Here is a 13358-nt window from a genome sequence, read left to right as displayed (position 1 = left end):
GCGGCCCTACCGTCGTCACATGACCCCTGTCGGACTCCTCGCGATCGTCGCGCTCGGCATGATGCTCGCGTACGTGATCCCGCAGCGGGCTCGCGAGCGCGCGGAGTACGCGCTCGTCCGTACCGAGGACCGTTTCTCCGCGGACATGCGGGTCGTCAAGGCGACCGCCGCCCGCGTCGAGACCGCCCGTCAGGCCACGGGATCCACGTCAGGAGAGGTTCCGCTTCTCGTCACGGGCGAGGCGCGCGCCTCGGTGGCTGCGCTCGGAGCCTCGCACGTGTCACGTCCGGCCACGCCGCTGGACCGTGCCGCGACCCTCGCGCAGCGCGAGCGTCTGTCGATGCGTCGTGACCGTGCTGCGATCCTCGCGGAGCGTAGGGCTCAGGCGCGTCGCCGTGCCCGCGTGACCGCCTCCGCCGGAGCCCTGAGCGTCGTCGCGTGGATCGTCGTCGCGGCGACTGCGTTCCCCGCCGTCGTCGCAGCGATCGTGTCCGCCGGTTTCGCGGGGCTCGTCGTCGTCGGCGCGCGCACCGCGCACGCGCAGCGCAAGGCTGATTCGCACGTGCTCGCAGTCGCGCGAGAGGTCGAGGCTGCCGCGACCGCCACTCAGGCGCTGCGTCGCGTGAGCCGTGACCGGTCGCGTGGTGAGGAGAGCATGCCGTCGGACCTGGAGACTCAGGCCATCAAGGTGGTGACCACCGAGAACCTCGCGCCGCTGACGGCGCCCTCCCCGAAGGTCGAGCGCCCTGCCGCGCGCGCCGAGGCGCAGGAGGCCGCCACCACGGGCTCGATCCCGCAGGCGAGCTCGATCATCGACGGCGACGCCTTCGCGGACGACGAGGACGAGGCCGGCTGGAGCCCGCAGGCGATGCCCGCTCCGGCCTACACCCTCAAGCCGACCGTGCGTCAGCGTCAGGCCCGTCCGATCGACGAGGACGACTACACGCGTGCTGCTGCGGTCGCGCAGCGCTGGGCGGACGAGCGCTACGGGAAGGCTGAGGAGCAGCCCGTGGCGGAGGAGCGTCCGGCTGCCTCCGGCTCTCTCGAGCAGATCCTGGCGCGTCGCCGCGCGTCCGCCTGACGCGACCTGCCTTCAGACGCAAGAAGCGCCGACGCCCCTGGTGGGCGCCGGCGCTTCTCACATGTGGGCGGAGGGTCAGACCTTCACGCGGCTCACGTTCGCGGTGAGCGGCAGCTCGGGTGAGTCGCCGACGAGTCCGGTGAAGAGGCGATCGAACACGTTCACGCGGTCGAACTGCATGGCGTGCTCGCGTGCCCGGCTCTGCCACCATTCGCGGTCGGCGGCGTCGAGTCCTCCGGCGCAGGCGTTGAGGGCCACGGTGAGCGCGGAGGCGTCCCCGGAGGGCACGACGACGGCGGTGTCACCGACGGCCTCGAGGATCCCTCCGGTGTCGCACGTGATGACGGGGCCGCCACCGGCGAGCATCTTCTCCACGAGCGCGATCCCGAACGTCTCGGTGAACTCGGGTGCCGGCTTCGACGGAAGCGCATATGCCGAGCAGGCGGCCATGAGGTGCGGCTTCTCCTCGTCGCCCACGTCCTCGAGGAAGTGGATGCGGTCGCTCGCGGAGGTACGCTCGGCCACCGACTTGAAGAAGTCCAGGTCGGGTCCGCGGCCGGCGATCACGAGCTGCTGGGTGCGGCACGCCTCGGAGGCTGCGAACCCGCGGATCAGGTCGTCGACGCCCTTGGCCTTCTGCAGGCGCGAGAGGTAGAGCACATAGTGACCGCGCTCGAGCCCGCGGGCGGCGAGGTAGCGATCGGTCTCGGTGGCGTCGAGCGCGAGGTAGGCGGACGTGTCGATCGCCGGGTAGGAGATCGTGACGCGCTCCTCGCACTGGGCGGCGAAGGCCGTGCCGTACATCGCGTCGAGCTCGGCGGCCGACTCGACGATGACCTGCTTGGTGTACTCGGACACCGCGACGCACCGGTCCTGGCTCAGGTAGTCGCTGAGCACTGCGGCTGCCGCACCGAACTCACCATGCTCCACGGCCGAGCGGACCACGTCCGTGATGTCCGAGCCGACCGCCTCGGCGATGGTGGTGACGTTCGTCGGCAGGCCGCTCGCTCGCGCGATGCGCACCGCCTGCGCCACCGCGGTGGTGTGCGGGTGCAGGTACAGCGACAGCGCCACGGTGGGCACACCGTCGGTGAAGAGCTCGACCAGCCGACCCACCACGCCCGCGAGATAGCGGCCGTCGGGGATCTTGTACCCGCCGACCGGGGCAGGCCTCTCCACGGTGATCCCGGGGGAGTAGGGCAGGACGGTATCCAGAGGCTTGAGCGGCAGTCCCGTCTCCTCAAGACGGTCCAGCGGCCACGTCACGATGCGCACATCGTCGAAACCGCGGGTGAGGGCGACCTCGGCGAGGTTGCGCGCCTCGCCGCTATGACCGCAGATCACCGGATCGGCTCGGACGACGATGACCAGGCGTCGGTTGATCTCGATGTTCATGGCTGCCTCCTTGGAAGGTGAGGGGCTGGCAGTGGGCCTCAGGGGGATGTCGAGACGGGTGTCGCGACGGGGTCTGGCATCGACGGCGGACGCTCGTCGGTGCCCCACGTGCTCGGCTGGTCGCCGAGTACGAAGCGCAGGGTGCCTCCGGCGTGGAGGCGGGTGCCGTCGATCCAGGACGGCACGGGCTCGCCGTCGAAGGTGACGGACTGGACGTGCTGCACGGGACCGCCGGGGACGGGCTCGACGAAGCCGTCGGTCTCGATCGTGAGGCGGCCACGGGACATCTGGATCGTGGCTCCCGCGAACGACGGCGGGTGCAGCAGGAAGACGTTCTGGCCGGCGACGGGGAACAATCCGAGGCTCGCCCACACGTACCAGGAGCTGAGGCCTCCGGAGTCGTCGTTCCCAGGGAGGCCTCCGCGACCCCGGCCGAACTGCTGGTGGACGACGTCGTGGACCACCTCGGCCGTACGGTCGGGCCGGCCCGCGTAGTGATAGGCCCAGGGCGCCTCCATGTCGGGCTCGTTGTTGAGCCCCTCGAAGCGGCCGAGCGCGTAGCCGGCGTCCATCTCCTCCGGCGAGGGGGCGACGCCGGGCTGCGTGACCGGCGCGGCGCCGAAGCCGAAGAACCTGTCGAGCATCGCGACGAACGCGTCGTCGCCACCCGCGTCGGCGATGTGCGCGGCCATGTCGTGAAGGAGGCGGAACGAGTAGTTGTACTTGGTGCCCTCGTAGAAGTTGGAGTCGAGCAGCAGCCCGTCGTCCCCGAAGGCGTTGCGCCAGCGGACGGCGAGCGACGTGAGCTCCTTCACGAGAGGTGCGTCCTCGACCCTGTCGGCGACTCTGGCGGTGCACCAGTAGCCGAAGGCGAGGTCGAGCGTGTGGGAGATCGGGTGCGCACGCCCGGTGAGCAGGTAGTCCTCGCCGTAGGTGCGGCGCAGGTCGGCCTGCATGTTGACGAGCGCCCAGTCCCAGTCGATGCCGGGGATGTCGAGCTGGCAGAGGTCCGCGAGGAACGTGTGGGCCAATGCGGATGCCTGGCGGGAGAAGCGGTCCGAGCCGCGCGCCATGCGGTAGCCGATGGGGAGGTTGCCCTCCTGCTCGCTGATGGTGAGCAGCGCGTTCGCGAGCTCGATCGCCTTGCCTGGCTGGAGCGCCGTGAGGAGGGGAAGCTGCGTGCGGTAGATGTCCCACATGGTGGAGATGTCATACGCGAAGGGCCCGTTCGCGGACCAGAACGGCGACTCGTCGCGCGCGAAGGACGGCTTGATCAGCGAGTGGTAGAGCGCCGTGTAGAAGACCTCCCGGCGTGCATCGGACTCGGTCTCGATGTGGATGCCGTCCACGATGTCGGTCCATGCGGAGCGGGTGGAGGCGAGCCGCTTGTCGAAGCGGTCGTGGCCGGTGCCGCAGTCCTTGCGGAGGTTCTCGCGGGCCTGGTCCACGCCGCGCAGGGAGAACCCCATGCGCAGCTCGATCGTCTGGCCGGCGAGCGACGGCCCGGCCCACATGAGGCCGAAGGGGCGCAGCGTCGTCGGGCGGATGTGGTCCAGGTCGAGCCGTGCGCCGGCAGGCATGAGGCGGCGGTCGTACCAGAGCATCTGGCGCCACGAGAGGGCGTCGCACTCGAGGTAGACGGACAGCGGGGCGCCTTCGACGACGATCTCGCCCTGCGCCTGGCCGGGCGCGAGCGACTCGAGGTAGGCGCGCAGCGGGACCGTCGCCGAGTACGGGATCGTGAGCCCGCCCATGGACAGGTCCACGACGATGCGCGCGTCCTTGTGCTCGGGGAACGTGTAGCGATGCACGGCGGACTTGGGGCCGACGGTGATCTCGGCACGCACGCCGTTGTCCAGCGTCGTGGCGTAGTACCCGGGCGACGCCTCCTCGTCGGTGAGGGCGAAGGTGCGTCCGAGCGCGTCGAGCGGCTCGAGCATCGGCGTCACGCGGAAGTAGTTGTAGTACTTGCGGATCGCGCCGGTGCCGGACTGCTGGAAGTGGGTGAAGCCGGAAGCGACGTAGGAGTCGTGGACCCGCTCGGGCACGCCTTCAGTCGACAGGTCGTACAGGCCGTAGCCGGTCGGGTACGCGCCGGAGTACGCGCAGGCCGACACCATGCCCAGCGGATGCGAGGCGCCGGGATGCGTGTTCCCCACCTGCGGCTTGGGCCACCACCAGGTCGCCGCGAGCCTCGAGGGCGCGGGCAGATCCGTCACCTCGGTCCCGTTGAACGGGTCGATGTGCTCAAGCATCTGCTCACCTCCCTTCGAGGCGGGCCGTGGGCGGAGGGTCCACCGCCAGTCTTCAAAGAACGGTAAAGCCGATGTGTTGTGGGGGTGTTTCGGAGCCGTGTCCGGCATGAAACGGTTCTGCCGGTGTGGCGAACGCCTCTCGCAGGGAACCTCTGCGCGTTCTCGGAGGTTGTCATGGCAGGGTCGTGTCCCTGGGCATCTGGTGCGACGCGTACGCTGGAACACGTTCTGGAGCGCGTGCGCTGCCGAGACCGGCCCGCCGCCACACCCGACCCACGGAGAATCCACGTGAATGTACGACGCTCTGCCGCAGCCGCGGCAGTCCTGGCCATCGGCGCGCTCGGTCTGAGCGCCTGCACCAGCTCGGACGAGCCGGACGCGACGGCGTCGGCCACCGCTGGTGCGACCGTCGACGCGAACGCCTGCGCAGATGCGGAGACGCTGGAGACGGCCGCCGCGCTCGAGAGCGTCGAGTGGAACGAAGGCGCCGACGGTGCCCCCGAGCTCGCGTTCGAGTCGTGCCTGCTGTTCGAGGACACCGGCGCGATGACGCTTCAGGACGGCGACGGCGAGGAGATCGCTGACGGCACGGGCGCCTCGGTGTCCTACGTCATCTACAGCGGGATCGACGGGTCGCTCGTCAACTCGACCTACGCCACCGGCTACACCGAGCTCCTGAGCGTGACCGAGGGCCTGCTCGACCCGACCCTCTACGAGCAGCTGGTCGGCGCGCACGTGGGTGCGCAGATCGTGTACGGCTCGTTCGACACCACCGGCAGCCCGATCGTCATGGGCGTCACGGTGGACAAGGTGACGCCGCTGCGCGCCGAGGGCACCGCGGTGGCTCCGGCCGACGGCCTCCCGACGGTGACGCTCGGCGAGGACGGCACCCCGTCCGTGGACATGAGCACCGCGGGTGACGAGCCCGCCGAGCTCGTGGCGCAGACGCTGATCCAGGGCGACGGCCCCGAGGTCGAGGAGGGGCAGACCGTCACGGTGCAGTACGCGCTGTCGCTGTGGGACGGCACCGAGGTCGAGTCCTCGTGGGCGAACGGCGTCCCGATCTCGTTCCCGCTGTCCACCGACAACCTGATCGAGGGCTGGGTCGAGGGTCTCGCCGGCGTGCAGGTGGGCTCGCAGGTCCTCCTGATCGTGCCGCCGGAGCTCGGCTACGGCGACTCGGAGACCTCGTCGATCCCGGCGAACTCGACGCTCGTCTTCGTGATCGACGTGCTCGACGCGGTCTGATCCAGCCAGGTCGCGAGGGCCCGGAAGGCTTCCGCCTTCCGGGCCCTCGCGCGTCCTGGGGTGACGGGGCCCGCGCGGTGTGACTTGCACTCCCGCGCGGTGCTATCCTGTTATCCGCTCCGCAAGGGGCGATGGGGCTGTGGCGCAGTTGGTAGCGCGTCTCGTTCGCAATGAGAAGGTCAGGGGTTCGATTCCCCTCAGCTCCACGACACAAGCAGGATCGGGTCTCCCCGGTCCTGCTTTTTCGTGCTGGCGGTGGTGGGGGAATCGGGAGGAGGGCGCCCGGTGGGCGCCGAGGTGCGCGGCTAGAGTCGGTTCCCATGACCACGTCCCGGGCGCCGCGCCCCGAGATCGCGCGCAGCCGCCGTCAGCTCCTTGACGCTGCGGAGCGACTGTTCGCGCGCCAGGGGCTCGAGTTCTCGCTCAACGAGCTGGCTCACGAGGCGGGTCTCGGCGTGGCGACGACGTATCGCCGCTTCGCCTCCCACGATGACGTCGTGCGGGCGCTGCATGCTCGCGCGCATGAGCACTTCATCGCCATCTTCGACGCGCTCGAGGACGCGCCGGACGGCTGGAGCGGGGTGGTGGGCTATCTGGAGCGCTCCGTCGCCACCAACAACGCTCACCCGGTGTTCGCCGCGGCTGCGCGCCGGATGGCGCAGATCGACCCGGCCTCGACGGCGGGCACGGAGCTCGAGCCGCGGCTGCAGGTCCATGTGGCGCGCGCCCAGTCTGAAGGGACGCTCCGCTCGGATGTGACGGTCGTGGACCTGGTCGCGCTCATGACTCAGCTCGGGGTGCTGACCGTCCTCCCGGAGCCGGCGCGCACCATGATGAGCGCACGTCAGCTGGGGATCGCGGTGGCCGGCTTGAGGCGTGAGTCGCAGGGGTGGGGCGATCTGGGCGCCTCGCCGGTGGAGGACATGGCCCGGCTCCAGGAGCTGGCGGTCGAGCTGCCGTCGTCGGGGCGGCTCGACCGCGGGGTGTGAGGCGCGCTGCGCGCTCTCCCGGACAGTACGCACCACGCTCAGCCGCGACACGCCGACCAGCCCCGGCCGTCGGCGCGGTTCCACGGCGTGTCGCCCGTCGGATTGGTTCAGACTGTCGGGTGCGCGCCTGTGCGTGCGCCACGGAACGGGGATGATGACGACGCCTGAGCTCACCTTCACGGAGGACTTCGAGCGCGCGCTCGACCTCCTGGACTCGGGCGCGCACATGTTCCTGACCGGCCGGGCAGGCACGGGAAAGTCGACCCTGATCCGCCACTTCCTGGCGACGACCGGTCGGCGTGCGATCACCGTCGCTCCCACGGGCATCGCGGCGCTGAACGTGGACGGCTACACGATCCACCGCCTGTTCTCCTTCCCCATGGGGGTGACGGAGGAGCACGTGCGGGGGCCGCGCTACTTCCCCGGCCGCTTCGCCCAGACTCTCGCGGAGCTGGACACGCTGATCGTGGACGAGGCCTCGATGGTGCGCGCCGACCTGTTCGATGCGCTCGCGGCTGCGCTGGAGCGGTTCGGTCCCAAGCACGGCGAGCCTTTCGGGGGTGTCCAGCTGGTGCTCGTGGGGGACCTCCACCAGCTGCCGCCGGTGGTGAGGGACGACGAGGTGGCCTTCTTCGACGAGCGCTTCGGCACGCCCTACTTCTTCTCTGCTCGGCATTTCGATCGCGACAGGTTCGCGGTGGTCGAGCTGACGACGGTGTTCCGGCAGATCGGCGACTCGGGGCTGGTGGACATCCTCAACGCGGTGCGCGAGGGCTCTCTGCTGGACGACGCGCGCGCCGCCCTCAACGCGCGCACGGATCCCGACTTCGAGCCGCCTGAGGACGAGTTCTGGCTCACCCTCGCGACGACGAACCGCATCGTGGGCGCCCGCAACCGTCACATGCTCGACCGCCTTCCGGCGCCCGTGCGCTCGTATCGGGCCGAGATCGAGGGGGACACGGACGGCTTCGAGCATCCGACCGAGGCGAGCCTGGACCTGGCGGTGGGGGCACAGGTGATGCTGCTCAACAACGATCCGCTGGATCGCTGGGCGAACGGCACCCTGGGTCGCATCCTCGAGCTCACGAAGGATCGCGACGGACCCGTGGTCCATGTGGGGCTGCGCGAGGGCGTGACGGTGCACGTGCGGCCTCACACGTGGGAGATCACCCGCCCGGTGGCGAGCGGCGGCGCCGTGCGTCACGAGGTGGTCGGCAGGTTCACGCAGCTGCCGATGAAGCTGGCGTGGGCGATCACGATCCACAAGAGCCAGGGGCAGACGCTGCATCGTGTGGTGGTCGACCTCACGGGCGGCACGTTCGCGAACGGTCAGCTGTATGTGGCGTTGAGCCGCTGCACGTCTCTCGATGGCCTGGTGCTGCGTCGCGACGTGCTGCCGCGGGACCTCAAGACGGATGGGCGCATCCGGCGCTTCCTCGCCTCGTCAGGGCGTGGCGGCGGGGACGACGCCGACGCTGGCCGGGTCTACGTGAGCGTCCTCACGGTGGGGTCGGTGGGCGATCGCTACAGGCCTCGCCCCGTGGAGATCGCCGTGGTGACGGATGAGGGCGACGAGGCGACGACCGTCGTGAACCCCACGAGCGACCTGTACGGGGCGCAGGAGGAGTTCGGGATCACCGTGCGGGACGTGCAGCTGGCGCCTGTGCTGACGGAGGCGTGGGCCTGCCTCTCCCCGCTCCTCGCGGGGAGGGTTCCGGTGGGTGTCGGGATCGACCGCACGCTGGGGTGGATCGACTTCGAGCTCAAACGTCATGGCGTGGTGGAGCCTATGGCTCTCGGCTCCGAGCTCCCCGTGGCAGCGTTGCGTTCGGCAGAGCGCGACGCACTGGAGACGGGGACCGCGCTCGAACGCGCACGGGCGATGAGGGACGCGGGAGAGAGGTGGCTGCGCGACTCGTATGGCGAGCTCGAGGCCGGCACCGCGTTCCCGGCGTGGTCGCGTGGGCGTGGCTTCCTGCAGGCGCGAGTCTCGGGCCCCGGCGCGGTGCTGGGAGCGGAGGGATTCGTCGTTGGAGGCAACCTGTCCGCGGAGGATGACCCGAGCGCGGTCATGGCGGAGATGCTTGCGGGGGCGTGGCAGCGGGTGATCGCGCACGACGAGCATGTGCTTGCGCGCGTGCGCGCCGCGGAGCGCCACTTCGGGGTCGACGTGCTGCCCCCGGATCTCGAGGCGGCTGGCCCGGTGGAGGCTGCGGCGGTGCTGGGGCCAGGGGCACGCGTGTGCTTCACGGGCACCGTCGTGTCGGCGACGAGGGGCGTCGTGGACCGAGACCTCATGATGCGATGGGCTGCCGATGCTGGCCTGGTGCCCGTGCCGAGCGTCACGAAGACGAGGACGGACGTGCTCGTCGTCGCCGAGAGGGGTACCCAGTCGGGAAAGGCGAGGAAGGCGGCGCAGTGGGGGACTCCCGTGATCGCCGCCGAGGACTTCCTCGCGTGGCTGGACGCGCGCGGGCTGTAGCCGGCGTCGTCGCGTCGCCGCGTGTCACGGTTTGATTGCGACGCCTCGTGGACGGGAGCCTCTGTGGCGGCGGGTCGTTGTCACTGAGGCACACTGAGCACGAGGGGCGCCGGCCGATGACGTTCGCCCGGCGATCGTGCGGACCATGCGGAGACAGGAGACGATCGCGTGAACTGGCGTGACCGGCTCTCGAGCCGACCCGTGCGTGACGGACTCACGGTGTGGATCATCGTGCTTCTCACGTCGGGCCAGGGGTTCCGCTATCTCTTGGGCATCCCCGTCTACGCGGCGGTCTGCGTGCTCAGCATCGTCGCGATCGCTGCGGCGTTCCGTCCGACGCTCGCGACGGTCAGGCTGCCGCTGCCGCTCGGTGCGTTCGTCAGCCTGGCGACGCTGACCGTGCTGTGGTCGTCGACCAGGGCGGTGTCCGTGCTTGCGGTGGTGGTGCTGCTCGCCACGACGTTCGCTGCGGCGGTGACGGTGCGCTCGGCCGGCAATCGGCGCTTCATGGTTCTGCTGTATCGCGGCTTCCAGGTCTCGCTCGGGCTCGGCATCCTGCTCGAGCTGGTGGCGGCCTTCCTGGTGCGCGGGCCCATCTATCCGCCCATGACGGACCTCACGTCGCTCACGGATGGCAAGAACGTCGTGGGCGACGATCTGACGTGGACCGACGGACTGCTGCTCGACGGCGGGCCGATCCAGGGCTGGGTCGGCAACCGCAATCCGTTCGGGATGATCGCGCTGCTCGCCGCGGTGACGGGCGTCGTCGTGCTGCTCGAGGGGCTGGTGCGGCGCGCGGATGCCGCGCTGACGCTGCTCGCGGCCGGGGCGGTTCACCTGCTGACCATGTCCGCGACGGTGACGGTGGCGGCGTTGTATCTCGCGGGGATCACGATCGCCGCGTTCTGGATCCGGAGGGCGCCGCCGGGCGGCAAGAAGGTGATCTCGCGCGCCGTGCTGACGCTGACTGCTGTCGCGGCGGTGCTCACCATCAAGTACAGGGACGTCATCTTCGGGGTGTTCGATCGCGGCGCGGATCTCACGAACCGCACCGAGATCTGGCGGCAGGTCGTCGCAGCCGCCGAGATGCGGCCCGAGGGCTGGGGCTACGTGGGCTACTGGCCCGTGTGGGAGGCGCCGTACAGCGGGATCGTGGAGCGCGCAGGAGTGCTGGCGACGCACGCCCACAACGCGTTCCTGGACACGTGGCTGCAGATGGGGCTGGTCGGGCTGGCCCTCCTGGTCGCGATCGTGGTGCTGATCTTCGGCTCGTCGTGGCGCCTTGTGGAGCGCGCTGATCGGGGTGACACCTACATCCCCCTGGCGTGGACGCTGCTGACGGTGGCGATGCTGCTGCAGTCGCTGACGGAGTCGCGGATCCTGGTCGAGGGCGGCTGGTACCTCATGGTGGTGCTGTTCCTGTCGGCGCCTCAGGTGTTCCGTCTGACCCTCGTGGATCCGTCGCTCGTGCATCGCGGCACCCCTGGGCGCGCGGAGTCGGAGGCGAAGGGTCAGGCCTCGGCTGACTGACCTTGGCGCGCACGAGGACGAGTGTTATAGTTCTTCTATAACAGTGTTCGTTCTCGAGGAGATCTCATGCGTCACGACCCCGTCTTGCGCCGCGCCTTCATGGTGGGCTTCGTCGCGCCCGACGCGCTCGTCGCCATCGCCCTGGCGCTTCAGCTCTGGCTCATGGCAGACCTCCCCGCGGAGGTCGTGACCCACTGGGGCTCGGAAGGTCCCGACGGATACGGGCCCGCTTGGACCTACCCGGTGCTCACCCTCGCCGTCGGCCTCGGACTGCCGGCCCTCATGATGGCGTTCACCCTGCCGTCGATCAGGCGCGGCGAGCGCAGCCCGATGCTGCGCCTCATGCCTGCCATCGGGGTGGGCTTCACCGCGCTCATCGCGACCATCTCCACCGGGTCGCTGCTGGTCCAGCGCGGCCTCGAGGATGGCGACCAGCCATCCATCGGGGGAGTGGTCGTCGCGTCCTACGTCGTCGCGGTCCTCATCGGTCTGCTCGGATGGGCGGTGCAGCCGCGCCAGGAGCTCGCCCAGCCCAGCCGCCAGGCCGTGGGGCCGATGCCGGTCGCACCGAGCGAGAAGGTCGTGTGGCTCGGGAGGGCCGAAGCAGGGGCGACGCTCATGGCGATCCTGATCGCCGTCAGCATCGTGCTCGCCGGAGCTGCGGTGTGGATGTGGCTCGCCGGCGACTCCGTCGCGGCCTGGATCCTCACCGGTGTGGTCCTGCTCGTGGCGCTGCTCACCAGCGCCAGCACGGTGTTCAGGGTGCGCACCGATCTCGACGGCCTCGAGGCGCGATCCGCACTTGGCTGGCCCCGGTTCTCCATCCCCGTCGAGGACATCGCCGACGTCTCGGTCATCGACGTCAGCGGCCTCGCCGAGTTCGGCGGCTGGGGAATCAGGTTCGCCCCTGGCGCGACCGGGATCATCCTGCGCAACGGCCAGGCGCTCCAGGTCACGCGGCGCAGCGGCCGGCGCTTCGTCATCACGGTCGACGACCCCCAGACCGCCGCATCGGTGCTCGCCGCCGCCGCACAGAAGGCCGCTCATGCTGATCAGGACTGATCCCGCGTCGGACGCGCCGCTCTACGACCAGATCGCGGCGTCCGTCCGTGCCGATGCCGCCGCAGGGCGCGTCGGCCCGGGCGAGCGGCTGCCGTCCGCCCGCGAGGTCGCGGAAGCGCTCGACGTGAACCTCCACACGGTGCTCCGCGCGTACCAGGAGCTGCGCGACGAGGGTCTCGTGGAGATGCGCAGGGGCCGCGGAGCGGTCCTCACCGACCGTGCCGCCGCGTTCGCCGGCCTGGGGGAGGACGCCAAGGCGCTCGTCGCTCGCGCCCGCGACGCCGGGCTGGGGGTCGAGGCCGTCATCGCGCTCGTCCGCGCGCAGGCGTCCGATACCTAGGCGAAACACGGCTCCCCCTACCATCGGGGGAGCAACTGGCTCTGGCGCCGTGGTCGACGCCCGGCCATGGTGGTGAGAGTCCCGGCACGCCCTCCACGGGCACGCATATCCAAGGAGATCGCCTCATGACCCAGCGCACCGCCGTCGTCACCGGAGCCTCGAGCGGCATCGGTGAGGCCGCCGCACGTCAGCTCGCCGCAGACGGATGGCACGTGGTCCTGGGCGCGCGCAGGCTCGATCGGCTCGAGGCGCTCGCCGCGGAGATCGGCGGCACCGCGCTCGCGCTCGACGTGACGGACCCCGAGTCGGTCGAGGCCTTCTGCGACGCGGTCCCCGAGGTGAGCCTGCTGGTCGCGAACGCGGGCGGAGCCTTCGGCACCACGTCAGTGGCTGACGCGAGCGACGAAGAATGGCTGCGCATGTACGACGTGAACGTGCTCGGCACGCTGCGTACCGTGCGCGGGCTGCTGCCCAAGCTCGTCGCGTCCGGTGACGGTCAGGTCATCACGCTCGGCTCCATCGCGGCGCTCGAGCCGTACCCGGGCGGCGCCGGCTACAACGCGGCGAAGCACGCCGTGAAGGCGCTCACCCGCGTGCTGCGGCTCGAGATGAAGGGCCAGCCGATCCGCGTCTCGGAGATCGACCCTGGCCTCGTCGAGACGGAGTTCTCCATGGTCCGCTTCGACGGGGACAAGGATCGAGCGGACAAGGTCTACGAGGGCATGACGCCGCTCGTCGCCCAGGACATCGCCGAGGCGATCTCCTGGGTCGCCTCGCGGCCGGCGCACGTGAACATCGACTCGATGCTGATCATGCCGCGAGCTCAGGTGTCCGCGCAGGTCGTGCACCGCGAGCTGTAGCGGTCACCGACCGGCGGGCGCCGCCGACGCGACCAGTCGCTGATCTCGGTGAGGTTCGGCGATCGTCCCTGTCGACCGCGCCCGGGTCGGACGCAGATGCGCCCTGGCATCGCATC

10 protein-coding genes and 1 tRNA gene are annotated in these 13358 nt (G+C 70.4%); 9 read left to right on the top strand and 2 right to left on the bottom strand.

Translation table 11 applies throughout. The annotated features are described in order from the left end of the window. Positions 1-19: 19 nt before the first annotated feature. Positions 20-1081 carry a hypothetical protein gene (locus QQX04_RS02750; protein WP_301126064.1) on the top strand — a complete coding sequence of 354 codons (1062 nt, stop codon included), beginning with the start codon at positions 20-22 and terminating at the stop codon, positions 1079-1081. Between the two features lie 75 nt (positions 1082-1156). Here QQX04_RS02750 and QQX04_RS02745 read toward each other — a convergent pair whose 3' ends face one another. Continuing rightward, positions 1157-2476: a glycosyltransferase gene (locus QQX04_RS02745; RefSeq protein WP_301126062.1), complete on the bottom strand. Its 1320-nt coding sequence runs from the start codon at positions 2474-2476 to the stop codon at positions 1157-1159. 38 nt (positions 2477-2514) lie between these two features. Continuing rightward, positions 2515-4731 (bottom strand): glycoside hydrolase domain-containing protein, encoded by a 2217-nt coding sequence (locus QQX04_RS02740; protein ID WP_301126060.1) that lies wholly within the window; start codon positions 4729-4731, stop codon positions 2515-2517. A 288-nt stretch (positions 4732-5019) separates the two neighbouring features. Between QQX04_RS02740 and QQX04_RS02735 the strand changes: the two genes are divergently transcribed. The 8 genes from QQX04_RS02735 (at position 5020) to QQX04_RS02700 (ending at position 13242) form a co-directional block, all read left to right on the top strand. Next, positions 5020-5979 carry an FKBP-type peptidyl-prolyl cis-trans isomerase gene (locus tag QQX04_RS02735; RefSeq protein WP_301126058.1) on the top strand — a complete coding sequence of 320 codons (960 nt, stop codon included), beginning with the start codon at positions 5020-5022 and terminating at the stop codon, positions 5977-5979. 133 nt (positions 5980-6112) lie between these two features. Beyond that, positions 6113-6185 (top strand) — tRNA-Ala (locus QQX04_RS02730). A 114-nt stretch (positions 6186-6299) separates the two neighbouring features. Further along, positions 6300-6968, top strand: a complete 669-nt coding sequence (locus QQX04_RS02725) for a TetR/AcrR family transcriptional regulator (RefSeq protein WP_301126056.1) — start codon at positions 6300-6302, stop codon at positions 6966-6968. 151 nt (positions 6969-7119) lie between these two features. Next, positions 7120-9450: an AAA family ATPase gene (locus QQX04_RS02720; protein ID WP_367312922.1), complete on the top strand. Its 2331-nt coding sequence runs from the start codon at positions 7120-7122 to the stop codon at positions 9448-9450. Between the two features lie 168 nt (positions 9451-9618). Next, positions 9619-10980, top strand: a complete 1362-nt coding sequence (locus QQX04_RS02715) for an O-antigen ligase family protein (protein WP_301126054.1) — start codon at positions 9619-9621, stop codon at positions 10978-10980. Positions 10981-11046: 66 nt separating this feature from the next. Next, a complete protein-coding gene (locus QQX04_RS02710) occupies positions 11047-12042 on the top strand; it encodes a DUF1648 domain-containing protein (protein WP_301126052.1) in 996 nt (331 codons plus the stop codon). After that, entirely contained in the window at positions 12026-12382 is a 357-nt protein-coding gene (locus tag QQX04_RS02705; RefSeq protein ID WP_301126050.1) for a GntR family transcriptional regulator, read from the top strand. The genes QQX04_RS02710 and QQX04_RS02705 overlap by 17 nt, the downstream gene beginning before the upstream one ends. 125 nt (positions 12383-12507) lie before the next feature. After that, entirely contained in the window at positions 12508-13242 is a 735-nt protein-coding gene (locus tag QQX04_RS02700) for an SDR family NAD(P)-dependent oxidoreductase (protein WP_301126037.1), read from the top strand. Positions 13243-13358: the final 116 nt, after the last annotated feature.

Source organism: Demequina zhanjiangensis (genome assembly GCF_030418315.1).
Taxonomy (GTDB): Bacteria; Actinomycetota; Actinomycetes; order Actinomycetales; family Demequinaceae; genus Demequina; species Demequina zhanjiangensis.
The sequence above is the reverse complement of the archived record's forward strand: the minus strand, read 5'-3'. Positions and strand labels throughout refer to the sequence as shown.